Raw genomic sequence first — 14,316 nt, forward strand, 5'->3', positions numbered from 1 at the left:
CCAGGGGAGCTTCGTTGCCACCAACCCCCTGCCACTCAGCTGCGCCCCACTCGTGATCACACCGAACGCCACTCTTAACTAAGCGGCATTGGGGCTCGCCCCCTTGGGAGGCAGGGCCGGCGCGTAGCGCCTCCCGGGTGAGGACCGTGCTTTCCCGGGCGGTCACATGTTGATCATGTGGCCGGCGAGGCCGTGGATCGCTTCCTTGACCGCTTCGCCGAGTGTCGGGTGCGCGTGGACGTTGCGGGCGACCTCGTGCACGGTCAGGTCCCACTGCTGGGCCAGGGTCAGCTCCGGCAGCAGTTCGGTGACCTCGGGCCCGATCAGGTGGGCGCCGAGCAGTTCGCCGTGCGTGTTGTCGCTGATGATCTTGACGAAGCCGGCCGCGTCGCCCAGGCCGTGCGCCTTGCCGTTGGCCGTGAAGGGGAACTTGGCCACCTTCACGTCATAGCCCAGGTCGCGCGCCTGCGCCTCGGTGTAGCCGAAGCTGGCCACCTGCGGCTGGCAGTACGTGGCCCGCGGGATCATCACGTAGTCGAGCTCCATGGTCTCCGCGTCGGCGATCGTCTCGGCGGCGATGATGCCCATGGACTCCGCGGCGTGCGCCAGCATCAGCTTGGCGGTGACGTCGCCGATGGCGAAGATGTGCGGCACGTTCGTACGGCAGCGCCCGTCGACCGCGATGGCGCCCCGGTCGGTCAGCGCCACGCCCGTCTTCTCCAGGCCGTAGCCCTCGACGCGCGGCTGGAACCCGATGGCCTGCAGCACCTTGTCGGCCTCGAGCACCCGGGTCTCGCCGCCGCGGGTGACGGTGACCTTGACCGAGGCGCCGGTGTCCTCGATGGCGTCCACGCGGGTCGAGGTCAGCACCTCGATGCCGAGCCGCTTGTAGCGCTTGGCCAGCTCGGCCGACACCTCCTCGTCCTCCAGCGGCACCACCCGGTCGAGGAACTCCACGATCGTCACCTTGACGCCGTAGTTGTGCAGCACGTACGCGAACTCCACCCCGATGGCGCCGGCGCCCGCGATGATGATGCTCTCCGGCAGCTCCTCGGTGAGGATCTGCTCCTCGTACGTCACCACCCGCTCGGAAAGCCGCGTGCCCGGGATCAGCCGGGTGGTCGCGCCCGCCGCGATGATGCAGTGGGAGAACGTGATCGTCTCGCCGTTCACCTGGATCGTGTTCGCGTCCAGGAACGTGCCGCGGCCGTCGTACTCCGTGATGGCGTTCTTCTTCATCAGGTAGTGAACGCCCTTGACCCGACCGTCGGCCACCTTGCGGCTGCGCTGGAAGGCCGCCCCGTAGTCGAAGGTGACCTCGCCGCTGATGCCGAACGTCTTGGCCTCGTTGTTGAAGATGTGGGCCAGTTCGGCGTTGCGCAGCAGCGCCTTGGACGGGATGCAGCCCACGTTCAGGCAGACGCCACCCCAGTACTTCTCCTCGACGACCGCAGCGCGCAGTCCGAGCTGGGCGGCGCGGACGGCGGCCGTATACCCTCCGGGACCCGCGCCGAGAACGACGACGTCATAGTGAGTGCTCATGAGTCGGACCATACCGTCAGCTAGACCTCGACCTTGTACGAGAGGGTGAGCTCGTCGGCGGGCACCCCGCGGATCCCCCAGTTCACCTTGGGCATCTCGATGATCGTGATCTCCACGTCCTCGGGCTCGTAGCCGGATTTGTCGTAGATCTCCCTGATCAGCGCCCGCTTGGCGTCGTCGCTGCGCCCGGTGAAGCAGATCACCTCGATGATGAGGTAATGGTCACTGCGCCCAGGGCAGACGAAGTCGTCCTCCTCCAGCAGCAGGAACCGGTGGAACCGCTTCTCCGGCGGCACGCCCCACGCGCTCACCAGGCACGACTGCACCAGATCGGAGATCTCCCGCTGCCGTCCGGCCCACACGTCCCTGCGCCCGTACACCTTCACCTGTGCCATATCGGCAATATAGAGGGCGTGATCCGCGTACTCCTGGCCGACGACGAGGCCATGATCCGGGCCGGGGTCAAGGCCATCCTCGCCTCCGACCCGTCGCTGGAGGTGGTGGCCGAGGCCGGGGACGGCAGGCAGGCCGTCGACCTGGCCATCAGCCACCGCCCCGACGTGGCCCTGCTCGACATCCGCATGCCCAGACTCGACGGCCTGGGGGCGGCGAGCGAGATGCGCCGGGTCGCGCCGGGCACGGCCGTGGTGATGCTGACCACATTCGGGGAGGACGACTACATCGCCAAGGCGCTCGACATCGGGGCGAGCGGGTTCCTGCTCAAGTCGGGCGATCCGCGCGAGCTGATCGCCGGGATCCACGCGGTGGCCGACGGGGCCGCGTACCTGTCGCCCAGGGTCGCCCAGCGGGTGATCGCCCACTTCGCGGGCGGAAAGATGACCAAGGGGGCGCAGGCCCGCGACCGCGTCGGCCCGCTCACCGACCGGGAGCGCGAGGTGCTCGCCCTGGTCGGCGCGGGCATGTCCAACGCCGAGATCGCCCGCGAGCTGCACATCGTCGAGGGCACGGTGAAGGCGTACGTGAGCGCCATCCTCACCAGACTCGGCGTGCGCAACCGCGTGCAGGCCGCAATCATCGCCCACGAGGCCGGATTGGTAGCCTGACGCGTGATGTATCGCCTCGTGTTCACGCAGGTCTTGCGGCGTTTCGACGCCGAGGCCGTGCACCATCAGACCGTGAGCGCCCTCGCGCTCCTCGCAAAGCTGCCCGTGGTCAAGCGGCTGCTCTTCCGCACGCTCGCGCCCCGCGACCCGGCCCTGCGGGTGACCGCGTTCGGCGTGCACTTCCCTGGTCCGCTGGGCCTGGCCGCCGGGTTCGACAAGGACGCCGCGTGCGCCGAGGGCATCGCCGCGCTCGGCTTCGGCCACGTCGAGGTCGGCACGATCACCGCGCACGCCCAGCCGGGCAACCCGCGCCCGCGCCTGTTCAGACTGGTGGGAGAGCGCGCGGTGATCAACCGGATGGGCTTCAACAACGCCGGGGCGGCCGCCGCCGCCCGCAGGCTGCGCCGCGCCCGGGGCGTCCCCGTCGTGGTCGGGGTGAACATCGGCAAGACCAAGGTGGTGCCCGAGTCGGAGGCCGTGGCCGACTACGTGGCCAGTGCCAAGGAGCTCGCGCCGCTGGCCGACTACCTGGTGGTCAACGTCAGCTCGCCCAACACCCCGGGGCTGCGCAACCTCCAGGCGGTCTCGCTGCTGCGGCCGCTGCTCACGGCGGTCAAGGAGGTCGCGGACGGCACGCCGCGTCCCACTCCCCTGCTGGTGAAGATCGCGCCCGATCTCGCGGACGAGGACGTGGACGCGGTCGCCGACCTGGCGCTGGAGCTGGGCCTGGACGGCATCATCGCCACCAACACCACGATCAGGCACGACGGCGAGACCGGCGGGCTGTCGGGCCGCCCGCTCAAGGGCCGCTCGCTGGAGGTGCTCAGGCGCCTGCGCGCCAGGGTCGGCGACCGGCTCACGCTGGTGTCGGTCGGCGGGGTGGAGGACGTGGACGACGTCTGGGAGCGCCTGCTCGCCGGGGCCACCCTGGTCCAGGGCTACACGGGCTGGGTCTACGGCGGCCCGCTCTGGGCCTCGCGCATCCACCGGCAGCTCTCCAGGCGGGTACGCCGCCACGGCCTCAAGTCCATTACGGACGCCATCGGCCGTACCGCCTGAATCCCTTATCGTGGGGCGAATGATCGAAGAGGTACCCCTAGCGGACGGCATCACCCTGCGCCTGGCCGCCGAGCAGGACGTCGAGGCCCTGGTACGCGCCTACGACCGCAACCGCGACCACCTCAAGCGGTGGGAGCCCCGCAGGCCCGACGAGTTCTTCACCGCGGACGGACAGGCCAAGCGGCTCAAGGGCCTGCTCGAAGATCAGGCGCAGGGCCGGGCGATGGCCTGGGTTCTCGCGGACGGCGAGGAGATCGTGGGCCGCGCGACGCTCAGCGGCATCGTCCGCGGCCCCTGGCTGAGCGCCGACCTCGGCTACTGGGTGGACGGCGGCTACATCGGGCGCGGCCTGGCCACCGGCGCCGTGCGGGAGGTGTGCCGGATGGCCGACGAGGAGCTGCGGCTGCACCGGATCGCGGCCAGCGTCCTGCTCGACAACGCGGCCTCGCAGAACGTGCTGGTCAAGACCGGGTTCGAGCCGTACGGCACCGCCGACCGCTACCTCGAGATCGACGGCAGGTGGCAGACCTGCCGCCTCTTCCAGCGCATCCTCAACGACCGCCCAGCCATGTGAGTCACACGCTGGGGCGGGTCGACTCCGCGTCGTGCGTCATGCCTTCGATGTGGGCCATCGCCTCCTGGACGCGCAACACGCCCGGCCGGTGCGGGCGCCGCCGCTGCCACGGGTGCGGCCCCGCCGGCGGGCGGTACTCCACCCCGAGCGCGTCCAGCCGCCCCAGGTGCTCCTCCAGCCGTCCCTCGAAGCCGTCCGTGAAGCCGTCCGTGGGACCGGCCCACGCGATCTCCGCCAGCGCGCACGCCCGCGGCCACAGGCGGTAGTCGACCGTGCGGGCGTCGGGCACGCGCTCGGTCCAGAGCTGCGCCTGGGCGCCCAGGACCCGGGCGCGCTCCTCCTCCGTCCACGAGGCCGGCGCGGGGTCGAAGGCGGCCACGTCCGAGACGGTGGTGGCGTCGCCGATGGCCATGGGCTCGTCCGCCGAGGAAGCCTCCGCGTAGTCGAAGTACAGCGGGAACACCGGGGTCGCCACCACGTCGTGCCCGGCCGCGGCGGCCCGGCGGCCCACCCCCATGCCCCGCCACGGCATGACCACGGTGTCCTCCCGCAGCCCGCCGCTGACGAACGCCTCGTCCCACACGACGGCCCGCGCGCCCCGCTCGGCCAGCGCGTCCGCGAGTTGCCGCAGGAACCACGCCTGCAGGTCGTTGGAGGTGGCCAGCCCGAGCGAGTCGCGGTACGCGGTGATCTCGGCGGACTCGCCCCAATGGTCCAGCACGACCTCGTCACCGCCGATGTGCACGTAGGGCGTCTCGCCCAGCGCCCCGATCAGCTCGTCGAAGATCGTGGTCAGGAACTCGACGGTCGGCGGCAGCGGCGACAGGATCGCCGAGGAGATGCCCCACCGGTCGAGCACGTCGTACCGCTCTCCGGTAGCCCCGAGCGACGGGTACGCCGCCAGGATCGCCGACGCGTGCCCGGGCACGTCGATCTCGGGGACGACCGTGACGCACCGGGCGCGGGCGTAGGCGCCGATCTCGGCCAGGTCGTCGAGCGTGTAGTAGCCCCCGTGCGGCAGGTCGTCGTACGTGTCCGGCTCCCGCCAGTAGTTGGACGCCGTACGCGGCCGGTGCGAGGAGACCTCGTGCAGCAGCGGGTACGCCCTGCTCTCCACCCGCCACCCCTGGTCGTCCACCAGGTGCAGGTGGAGACGGTTGAGCTTGTGCGTCGCCATCAGGTCGAGCAGGCGGAAGATCTCCCGCTTGGGGAAGAAGTGCCGCGCCACGTCCAGGTGCAGGCCGCGCCAGGCGAAGCGCGGCGCGTCCTCGATCCGCACCCCTGGAACGGGCCACGAGGCCCCGGTGGAGAACCGGTAGGAGGCGGCGGGCAGCAACTGGTGCAGCGACTGCGCCGCGTAGAAGGCCCCGGCCCGCCCGCCGGCCACGATCTCCACGCCCCGCGAACCCACCGTCAGCCGGTACGCCTCCTCGCCGAGCGCCGGATCCCGCCGGACGTCGATCTCACCGGCGTCGCCGGGCCGCAGGTCGAGCCGCGGGAGCGCGAGGCGTACGGCGTCCACCAGGTCGCCGGACACGGTCGCGCCCGAGGTCAGCTCGAAGGAACCGGAAAGATCGCTGAGCAGCTCTGGGCGAGGAATCATGTTTCGAGATAGTGCTGCAATCCGTTCGCCAGCGCCAGCGCGATCTTCTGCCGGAAGCCGGGATCCTGGAACTTGGCCGCCTCGGCGGCGTTGCGCATGTTGCCGCACTCGATGAAGATCTTCGGCACGGTCGACAGGTTGAGACCGCCGAGGTCGTTGCGGTAGTCGAGCGCGTTGCGGCCGATGTAGGTGGAGTACGGCAGGCCCGTGCCCTTGGCGAACGCGTCGCGCACGTCGATGCCGAGCCTGCTGGAGGCGCCCACGACCTTGTCCACGGGGCCGTTGATCTTCTTCGGCATGATGACGTGGAAGCCGTGGTTGGCGGGGGCCGCGCCGTCGCCGTGGATGGAGATCGCCGCGTCGGCATGGGCCTTGTTGCCGATGGCGGCCCGCTGGGTGATGCACGGGCCCACACCGTCGTTGCTCGTCCTGGTCAGCTTGACCGTGGCCCCACGGGATTCGAGGATCTTGACGAGCCGCTTGGAGACGTCGAAGGAGAAGGCGGCCTCGGTGTAGCCGCTGTTGGTCTGGGTGCCCGTCGTGTCGCAGGGCTTCCACTTGGTCAGCACGTTGACCTTGCGGTTGACGGCCGCGGGGTCGCGGTAGTTGCCGCCGTTGTGGCCCGGGTCGATCACGACGACCTTGCCCTCCATGGGCTTGGCGTCGGGCGGGGACTCCTTGGCGGAAGTCCGCTTGGCGGGAGTCTGCTCGGCGGAAGTCTGCTCGGAGGGAGTCTGCTCGGCGCCGGTCTGCTCCGCGCTGGTCGCGGGAGCGGCCTGACCTGCCGCGGCGCCACCGGTGCCGGTGCCGCCACACGCGGAGGCGATCAGGCCGCAAACGACGAGAGCTGAGGCTGGCAGAGCACGCATGGCATCCAACTTACGGCAAGCCCGGAGCTCAAGCCCCTCTTATGCCAACTACGGCGAGTGGCGGGGAATCCTACATCCTGGCCGGGCCCCTAGCCCCTCACCAGACACGCTCACCGATCTCCTGGCGCTCCAGCAGGGCGGCCAGCTCCCGCGCGTCCTCGGCGTCGAGCCCGAGGACGACGCGGGGCCGGCCCCACGGGTGGTCGAGGGAGTGGGCGACGTAACTGGCGACCGACTCAGCGGCGCCGTCGACGCCCCGCCCCCTCCCCGCCCGCCAGTGGCCCCAGGCGCGCTCGAGCTCGGCCGCCGCGCGCTGGGCGCAAGACACTAGTTCCGGATCACGCATGACTGTTCCCCCGGATCAGATCGTGGCCGGATCGAATCCGGCCACAAATAGCATGACCCTGACGAGTAAACAGCCGCGCGGCCACGTCTCCGCGCGGCTTGACCCAGCCTTGAGCCTTTGCGAACAAGAAACCTGCTCCAGCAGACTGCCGCTCTACCGTCGTGCGCGCGATCCTCGCCACAGCGGCAGTCGGCTTTGCAGATTTCTTATTCGTCTTAGGCCGGACCCGTGCTTCGTCGCACGATCAGCTCAGGGCGGATCTCGCGCAGGCGCGAGACCTTCGCGGGGTCCCCGATCCGGTCGCTCAGCAGCGCCGCCGCCGACCTTCCCATGGTGCGCCGGGGCTGGTCGACCGAGGTGAGCGAGATGTGGTGGGAGGCCGACAGGTGCGTGTTGTCGTAGCCGACCACCGAGAGGTCTTGCGGGACTCGCAGGCCCAGGTCGCTGGCGGCCGAGAGCACGCCGAGCGCGACCACGTCATTGGCGGCGAAGATCGCCGTGGGCCTGGGGTCGCGGGTGAGCAGCGCCGTTGCCGCCTCCCTGCCACCCTCCTCGGTCGAGTCCGCGGCCTCGACCATGATGTACGGCGCCAGCGAGTGCCTGCGCATGGCCACGAGGTAGCCCTCGCAGCGCGACGAGCGCCGGCCCTCGATGTGCGCGATGCGCTTGTGGCCGAGTTCGACCAGGTGGTCGATGGCCAGGCGAGCGCCGAGCTGGTCGTCGTCGACGACGATGTCGACTCCGTCGAGCTCGATGTCACGTTCCCCTACGACGACGGTCGGGGTGTAGGCGGTGGCCTCGATCAGCGTCTCGCTGGTCGGCGCGATGCCCAGGAGGACCAGCCCGTCCACCCTGAGCTCGAGGAAGGCCTCGACGGCCTCGTCCTCGAACGCCGGGTCCCACTGGCTGTTCCCTATGAGCATGCGCAGGCCGTCGCCGTGCAGGCTTTCCTGCAGACCGTCGAGGAACTCCGCGTAGAACGGATTGTGCAGGTCGGCGACGAGCGCGCCCACCAGATGCGTACGGCCTTCGACCAGGCTCCGCGCGACCGCGTTCGGCCGGTAGCCGAGTTCGCGGGCGGCCTGCAGCACGGCCTGGCGCCGGTGCTCGCTCACGTGCGGGGATCCGCGCAGCACGAGAGAGACCAGCGATTTCGAGACGCCGGCTCGTTCGGCGACGTTGCGGATGGTCGGTCTGGGCCGAGGCAGTGTGTCTACCTCTCTGAGCTCGGTAATGGTTGAAGTCTTGACGGGCGGTCCTGACATGTGTCTCCCCCGCGATGCGGATATGGGCACCTGTCTCACCAAACGATCGAGTTCGCGGCAGGGTACGGCCTTCTCACTCTTTGACTCAGGGAATCGTCGCGGGTTAACCCGGGGAACGGGCGGCACGGCGTCGGCTACTGTGCAGGTGTGACACCCGGGAAGTCAGCCGAGACGGCACGGCCGGCGCGGCGCAGGCTCAGTGTCGACCGGCGTCGCGAGGAGCTGATGGCGGCCGCGCTCGAGCTGTTCAGCACCCGTGACGCGGAAGACGTCTCGATCGACGACGTGGCCTCGGCGGCGGGCGCTTCGCGGGCCCTGGTCTACCACTACTTCGGTGGCAAGCAGGAGCTCTACGTGGCCGCGCTGAGGAGCGCGGCGGAGCAGCTGGAGTCCCGGCTTCGACCCCATGAGGGCGGCAGGCCGCTGGAAGAGCTGGCCTCCGGGCTCAGGCGCTACTTCGACTTCGTCGAGGAGCACGCGGCCGGGTTCGCCGCGTTGCTGCGCGGGGGGCCCGCCAACCGGGCGGGCGAGATCGGCGAGATCGTCGACGGCGTACGCCAGCGTCTCTTCCGCCTCATCCTGAAGCAGATGCGGGTCGATGAGGCCAGCCCGGTGCTGCGCACGACCCTGCGCTCATGGATCGCCTCCGTGGAGACGGCCGGCCTCGACTGGCTCGAGCACCGTGACATAGAGCGACCGACGCTGGAAAAGATGCTCGTCGATCACATGGTCGCGCTGCTCGGCGTGGCCGCCGCCTACGACGGCGCCGTGGCCACGCTGTTGGAACGACTCGCGTAATTTGCCTCACTGCGTGAGGCGGCTCGGTCGCTCAGATCCGTTGCCTTCCCTCGTGGAGAGAAGGATGGCGCCGGGCGGGCGGCGCCAACTCTCCCATGCGACGTTGTGTCGCCACGACGGTGGACCAGGCCGTCGGCCTGGCTCACCCTCAACCCCCCTGAGGATCCGTGACGACCCTCACTTACTCCGAGCGCTGCTGCGGAATCCCCGCGAGCAGTGCCCGGACCTCGGTCTCCCGGTAACGCCGATGACCGCCGAGGGTTCGAATCGACGTCAACTTACCCGCCTTGGCCCACCGCGTAACGGTCTTGGGGTCGACCCTGAACATGGTCGCGACCTCAGCGGGCGTGAGCAGTGGCTCGGCCTCGGGTGTACGAGCTGACATTTGTGCGGCCTCTCCTCCGTGTGGACCGGCTTAGCGATCCTGTGACTGCCTTTGCGCGTGTCACGGATGTCCCCCTATGGCACAGAGCGTGCGGCTTTTCTGAGCCATATGCGGCATCACCCGATGTGACCATACCGCCACGCAGAGCGATTGGCGAGCCCTTCTTTGACCCAACTGCCCGCCCCCGCGGCGATGTCACGCTCGGTGATTCTAGCGACACGGTTCGTGGTATCGCAGTGAAAACGGCAAACTACTCAGTTCGCAGAAGAGAGCAGCCGGGAGACGTGACCTACTCATGCAGGTCAGACGGTCGTATTGAGCCTCAGTTGGCAGATTCCAGCTGTTGCATTGACTTCCACCGGAGGATCACCCTCTGGTACATGGCGTAGGCAAGTTCTTCTTGACCCGTGTCCAGGCCCGTCAGGGCTCCCGCCAGCTCGGCCACCGACTGGTCCGCCTGCAACGCGTCGTCGTCCATGAGGTGGACGAGGCCGCCGTAGTCGAGCTCCACCAGCGAGTGCGGGTGGAACTCCTCCAGCCACCTGGCGACGTCCTCCACGTCGAAGTTGGCCGCCACGTCGCCCAGGTGCCTGCGCAGCACGTTGAGCGCCCTGGCCGCCCGCCTCCTGGCCTGCGCCATGGAGGTGACGTAGATGAGGTTGCGTCCGGTAGCGGTCGTCACGTCCTGTCCCGGGTTGGCGGAGCCGAGCACCAGCCAGCGCTCGTTCCCATCAAACGGCACGAACCACGATGGCGGCACATGCCACGCCGTGGTGCGAATGTGCGTACGCAACGCGGACGAACCGGCCTGCCGCTTGTACCGGTCGAAGTCGTCCGCCACCTGCTCCGCGATCGCCTTGGGCACCAGATGGTCCATCAGCTTCACAGGAGTGGTGCCACGCAGCCTTGAGAACGCCAGCCACGAGCGCAAACGGCTTTGCCAGGGACAGACATAGAGACGGTCCTCAACACGCCGCAGATAGGCGTTGGGGCTCTCCTGGGCGGGAACGGGTTGAGGGGGCATACCGAGAAGGCGCATGACCGACTCGCCGTGCTCCGCATTGAGCGCGTTCGCGCGGCGCGGGCGGTCCCGTGAGTCGGCGTAGTCGGCCCACACCTTGCGCTCGGGTTCGGCGAACGCGGTCAGTGGCTCATAGACGCGGAGGTAGGCGGCATAGGGCAGCACGGAGGCATCGTGTCATGAAGCGAACCTGCGTGCACCGTTGTGGCTTACTACGCTGTGAGGTGATCTCCGTCGCAAAGGTGCGGCGGACCGGACAGGGAGTCACTACCGTGACCGACGTCTTCGGTTCGTCCCAAAAGGACGTCCACGAGCAGGTCGTGTTCTGCGCCGACGAGCAGAGCGGCCTGCGTGCCATCATCGCCATCCACAACACGGCCCTGGGCCCTGGGCTGGGAGGCACCCGCTTCTATCCGTACGAGAGCGAGAGCGCGGCCCTGGCCGACGTGCTCAACCTCGCCAAGGGCATGTCCTACAAGAACGCGCTGGCCGGGCTCGACCTGGGCGGCGGCAAGGCCGTCATCATCGGCGACCCGGCCCACGACAAGAACGAGGCGCTGCTGCGCGCCTACGGGAGGTTCGTGCAGTCGCTCGGCGGGCGCTACGTCACGGCCTGCGACGTGGGCACCTACAGCGAGGACATGGACGTCATCGCCCGCGAGTCACGCTTCGTGACCGGCCGCTCGCCGGCCTACGGCGGGGCGGGGGATTCCTCCATCCTCACGGCGTACGGCGTGTTCCAGGGCATGCGGGCCTCGGCCGAGCGCGTGTACGGCACTCCGTCGCTGCACGGCAGGCGCGTCGGCGTCGAAGGAGTCGGCAAGGTGGGCCACCGCCTGGTCGAGCTCCTGCGCGAGGACGGCGCCGAGGTCGTGATCTGCGACGTCGCCCCCAAGGCCGTCGAGCGGGTGCGCCTGCGCCACCCGGAGGTCGACGTGGTGGCCGACGCGGCCGAGCTGAGCGGATCCGACATCGACGTGTTCGCGCCGTGCGCGCTGGGCGGCGCGCTCGACGACGCGACGGTCGCCCGGCTCCGGGCGAAGATCGTCTGCGGCGGGGCCAACAACCAGCTCGCCCACCCCGGGGTCGAGAAGCAACTCGCCGAGCGCGGCATCCTCTACGCGCCCGACTATGTCGTCAATTCGGGAGGCGTGATCCAGGTCGCGGACGAGATCGAGGGCTTCGACATGGAACGAGCCAGATCGAAGGCCACCCAGATCTACGACACGACCCTGAAGATCTTCCAAATCGCTGCCGATGAGGGCGTTCCGCCCGCTGTCGCAGCGGATAGGCTAGCCGAGCGCAGAATGTCGGAAGTCGGGCGTATTAGGGGCATTTGGCTGGGCCGCTGACGGCCCACGCCCATACGACGTACCGAGCTGGGCACAAAACAGGTACGGTAATAGGCGAACGATAGGCTGACGCCCAAAGAGACGCGGCGTCAGTGTGTGGTGCGTTAGCGACGAGGGGGTCGGGGACGACCCCACACGAGGGGGTCGAGCCAATGGGGCGCGGCCGAGCAAAGGCCAAGCAGGTCAAGGTTGCTCGCCAGCTGAAGTACAACAGCGGTGGCACAGATCTTGATCGTCTTCGCGATGAACTCGGGGTCGGAGACTCCAGCAGCAATGACGACGCCGACGACCTCAACGATGAGCTGGCGGATCGCTATGCCGATTACGCCGATGACTATGGCGCCGGAGACGACGAAGACGACCGTCCTCCCGGCCGTCGATAGCCGTTCCTGGTTGACGTGACGAGGACCGGCGTCCGCGCCGGATTCTCGTTCACGCTCGTCGGGCCCCACGGGTAACCGTGGGGCTTTCGTCACGTGGTCGTCTTTTCCAGGAAGTCCGCGATGACCGGCGCGATCTCCGGGAGCTTCTCCTCCAGCGCGAAGTGCCCGGTGTCGAAGACGTGCACCTCCGCCTCGGGCACGTCCCGCCGGTACGCGTGGGCGCCCGCCTCCAGGAAGATCGCGTCTCCCCGCCCCCAGAGCACCAGCGTGGGCGGGCGGTGCAGGCGTAGCCATGCCTGCCAGGCCGGGTAGCGCGCGAGGTTCCCGGCGTAGTCGCGGGCGAGGGCCAGCTGCGCTTCCTTGCGTCCCGGCAGGTCCAGGAAGTGCTGGTCGAGCGTCCATCCGTCGGGCGCCACGAGTGCCGGGTCCGCCGTGCCGTCCTCGTACTGGCCGCGGGTGAACGGCAGCGTGAACAGCTCGCCGGACGGCGCCTTGACGGCCTGGCGCGCCACCTCGGACAACCCTTCGTCGTACGCGTTGGCGTTCTGCACGATGAGCCCCGCGATCCACTCGGGATGCCGCTCGGCCACCCGGAACCCGACGGGCCCGCCGAAGTCGAACGCGTACAGCACGAACGGCCCGAGCCCGATCGCCCGCACGAACCCCTCGACGACGTCGGCCAGCCGGTCGAAGGAGTACGTGAAACCGTCGGGGGTCCGCGTGTGCCCGAACCCGGGATAGTCGGGCGCGATCACCCGATAGCGGCTGCCCAGGGCGTCCATGAGCCGCCGGTACTGGTGCGACGCGGACGGGAACCCGTGCAGCAACAGCAGCGGGACCCCGCCTTCCGGCCCCGCCTCCCGGTAGAAGACCTCGACCCCCTCGACGTCCACGAACCCGTGCCTGATGTGGGGAATCCGCATCTCACATGCCTCTTTCTTGCGAAGACGCATTAGTTATAGACCGACTGGCGCTAATGGGTCAACTCGTGGATGTAGCATTAGCGGCATGGAGTTGCTGACGGGTGAGCCCCTGGCCCTGGACCTGGTCAACACACGGTCCCGCGACCACGACGCCCTGGACCGGTCCGCCGACTTCGGCGACTGGCTGGCCAGGCAGTCGGACCGCCTCACCCTGCCCGGCGGGCCCTTCCCGGCCGCCGACCTGGCCGCCGTCCGCCGGCTGCGCGGTCATGTGGAGGCGGCCCTGGACGCCGCCCGCCAGGCCGTCCCCGCGCCGCCCGACTCGATCGCGGCGATCAACGAGGCCCTGCGGCTCTCCCCGCCGTACCCTCGGCTGGAGGTCCGGGGAGTCGTCTTCACGAGCGTCGCGCGGCGGGACGGCACGGACGTGGACCGCCTGCTCACGCAGCTCGCCGAGGCGGCCGTGGAGCTGCTGACGGACCCCGACGTGGGCAAGGTCCGCTCCTGCGAGGCCCCCGACTGCCGGATGCTCTTCCTCCCGGCCCACCCCCGCCGCCGCTGGTGCTCACCGACGCTCTGCGGCAACCGGATCCGCGTCGCCCGCTACTACCAGCGGCACAAGCCGGATCACTCCCAGACGTAGAGCGCGGCGCCCAGGAGGACGACGGTGAGCGCGCAGGCCCAGCCGCGCACGGTGTTGAAGCGGGTCCAGCGGGGCAGGTAGTCGGCCCAGTCGACCTCGCCCGCGTCGATCGCGTTGTTCAGCGGGATGTTGACCGCTCCCGTCACCATGATCGAGCCGGCGAAGGCGACGACGGCGCCCGCGACGGCCAGGATGCCCGGCAGGCTGCCGGGTCCGGCCACGAACAGCAGGATCCCGGCGACCAGCGCGAGGATCGGCGCCAGCGTGAACGTCGACAGGAACGCCGGATTGAGGATCTTCTGGTTGATGCTCCGCATGACGGCTGCCGCCTGCTCCTTGTCGACGGCGTCGAGGCCGGGCATCACCGACGTCGAGAACGCGAAGTAGACCCCTGCCATGAGGCCGTTGAGCGCGAGCGCGAGGATCACCGCGACGGCCGCGAGTACGTCCATGCGGCAATGATCCCGCGCGGGCGAAATCTTTTCCACG

General features: G+C 69.4%; 17 protein-coding genes. 7 read left to right on the forward strand and 10 right to left on the reverse strand.

Translation table 11 applies throughout. From position 1 onward, the window contains the following. Positions 1-162 precede the first annotated feature (162 nt). Together lpdA and ACWDX9_RS30325 are read right to left on the reverse strand one after the other, a co-directional pair. Complete coding sequence (gene lpdA, locus ACWDX9_RS30320; protein ID WP_449959794.1) at positions 163-1,542, reverse strand: dihydrolipoyl dehydrogenase; 1,380 nt, start codon at positions 1,540-1,542, stop codon at positions 163-165. A 20-nt stretch (positions 1,543-1,562) separates the two neighbouring features. Next, positions 1,563-1,937: a tautomerase family protein gene (locus tag ACWDX9_RS30325; protein ID WP_449959796.1), complete on the reverse strand. Its 375-nt coding sequence runs from the start codon at positions 1,935-1,937 to the stop codon at positions 1,563-1,565. Positions 1,938-1,955: 18 nt separating this feature from the next. Here ACWDX9_RS30325 and ACWDX9_RS30330 point away from each other — a divergent pair, with 18 nt between their 5' ends. The 3 genes from ACWDX9_RS30330 to ACWDX9_RS30340 are packed head-to-tail and all read left to right on the forward strand — an operon-like array spanning position 1,956 to position 4,239. Continuing rightward, complete coding sequence (locus ACWDX9_RS30330; RefSeq protein WP_350737450.1) at positions 1,956-2,606, forward strand: response regulator transcription factor; 651 nt, start codon at positions 1,956-1,958, stop codon at positions 2,604-2,606. Positions 2,607-2,612: 6 nt separating this feature from the next. After that, positions 2,613-3,665 carry a quinone-dependent dihydroorotate dehydrogenase gene (locus ACWDX9_RS30335; RefSeq protein WP_449959798.1) on the forward strand — a complete coding sequence of 351 codons (1,053 nt, stop codon included), beginning with the start codon at positions 2,613-2,615 and terminating at the stop codon, positions 3,663-3,665. A 19-nt stretch (positions 3,666-3,684) separates the two neighbouring features. After that, positions 3,685-4,239 carry a GNAT family N-acetyltransferase gene (locus tag ACWDX9_RS30340; protein ID WP_449959800.1) on the forward strand — a complete coding sequence of 185 codons (555 nt, stop codon included), beginning with the start codon at positions 3,685-3,687 and terminating at the stop codon, positions 4,237-4,239. Between the two features lies 1 nt (position 4,240). Here the strand turns inward: ACWDX9_RS30340 and ACWDX9_RS30345 are convergent, their stop codons facing one another. The 4 genes from ACWDX9_RS30345 to ACWDX9_RS30360 form a co-directional block, all read right to left on the reverse strand. Beyond that, positions 4,241-5,842, reverse strand: a complete 1,602-nt coding sequence (locus ACWDX9_RS30345; RefSeq protein ID WP_449959802.1) for a beta-N-acetylhexosaminidase — start codon at positions 5,840-5,842, stop codon at positions 4,241-4,243. Beyond that, positions 5,839-6,711: an N-acetylmuramoyl-L-alanine amidase gene (locus tag ACWDX9_RS30350; protein ID WP_449959804.1), complete on the reverse strand. Its 873-nt coding sequence runs from the start codon at positions 6,709-6,711 to the stop codon at positions 5,839-5,841. Before ACWDX9_RS30350 ends, ACWDX9_RS30345 begins: the two co-directional genes overlap by 4 nt. Positions 6,712-6,808: 97 nt before the next feature. After that, positions 6,809-7,057 carry a hypothetical protein gene (locus tag ACWDX9_RS30355; RefSeq protein WP_185069048.1) on the reverse strand — a complete coding sequence of 83 codons (249 nt, stop codon included), beginning with the start codon at positions 7,055-7,057 and terminating at the stop codon, positions 6,809-6,811. Positions 7,058-7,272: 215 nt separating this feature from the next. Next, complete coding sequence (locus tag ACWDX9_RS30360; protein ID WP_449959805.1) at positions 7,273-8,322, reverse strand: LacI family DNA-binding transcriptional regulator; 1,050 nt, start codon at positions 8,320-8,322, stop codon at positions 7,273-7,275. 147 nt (positions 8,323-8,469) lie between these two features. Here ACWDX9_RS30360 and ACWDX9_RS30365 point away from each other — a divergent pair, with 147 nt between their 5' ends. Beyond that, positions 8,470-9,120 (forward strand): TetR/AcrR family transcriptional regulator, encoded by a 651-nt coding sequence (locus ACWDX9_RS30365; RefSeq protein WP_364261151.1) that lies wholly within the window; start codon positions 8,470-8,472, stop codon positions 9,118-9,120. Between the two features lie 181 nt (positions 9,121-9,301). Here ACWDX9_RS30365 and bldC read toward each other — a convergent pair whose 3' ends face one another. Both bldC and ACWDX9_RS30375 read right to left on the reverse strand, forming a co-directional pair. After that, a complete protein-coding gene (gene bldC, locus ACWDX9_RS30370) occupies positions 9,302-9,505 on the reverse strand; it encodes a developmental transcriptional regulator BldC (RefSeq protein WP_013133571.1) in 204 nt (67 codons plus the stop codon). A 322-nt stretch (positions 9,506-9,827) separates the two neighbouring features. Then, entirely contained in the window at positions 9,828-10,691 is an 864-nt protein-coding gene (locus tag ACWDX9_RS30375) for a hypothetical protein (RefSeq protein ID WP_449959807.1), read from the reverse strand. Positions 10,692-10,798: 107 nt separating this feature from the next. Here ACWDX9_RS30375 and ACWDX9_RS30380 point away from each other — a divergent pair, with 107 nt between their 5' ends. Both ACWDX9_RS30380 and ACWDX9_RS30385 read left to right on the forward strand, forming a co-directional pair. After that, on the forward strand, positions 10,799-11,878 hold the full coding sequence (locus ACWDX9_RS30380; protein WP_449959809.1) for a Glu/Leu/Phe/Val family dehydrogenase: 1,080 nt from the start codon (positions 10,799-10,801) through the stop codon (positions 11,876-11,878). 152 nt (positions 11,879-12,030) lie between these two features. After that, complete coding sequence (locus ACWDX9_RS30385; protein ID WP_350737475.1) at positions 12,031-12,261, forward strand: DUF3073 domain-containing protein; 231 nt, start codon at positions 12,031-12,033, stop codon at positions 12,259-12,261. 89 nt (positions 12,262-12,350) lie between these two features. Here ACWDX9_RS30385 and ACWDX9_RS30390 read toward each other — a convergent pair whose 3' ends face one another. Beyond that, positions 12,351-13,184, reverse strand: coding sequence for an alpha/beta fold hydrolase (locus tag ACWDX9_RS30390; RefSeq protein ID WP_449959811.1), 834 nt, complete (start codon positions 13,182-13,184; stop codon positions 12,351-12,353). An 85-nt stretch (positions 13,185-13,269) separates the two neighbouring features. On the opposite strand from ACWDX9_RS30390, the gene ACWDX9_RS30395 reads away from it, so the two are divergent. After that, complete coding sequence (locus ACWDX9_RS30395; protein ID WP_449959812.1) at positions 13,270-13,827, forward strand: CGNR zinc finger domain-containing protein; 558 nt, start codon at positions 13,270-13,272, stop codon at positions 13,825-13,827. On the opposite strand, the gene ACWDX9_RS30400 is transcribed toward ACWDX9_RS30395, so the two are convergent. Beyond that, the gene (locus ACWDX9_RS30400; protein WP_449959814.1) at positions 13,812-14,279 is read right to left on the reverse strand and encodes an anthrone oxygenase family protein; all 468 of its coding nucleotides are present in this window, start codon (positions 14,277-14,279) and stop codon (positions 13,812-13,814) included. The genes ACWDX9_RS30395 and ACWDX9_RS30400 overlap by 16 nt on opposite strands. Between the last annotated feature and the right edge of the window lie 37 nt (positions 14,280-14,316).

Source organism: Nonomuraea sp. NPDC003201, assembly GCF_053590415.1.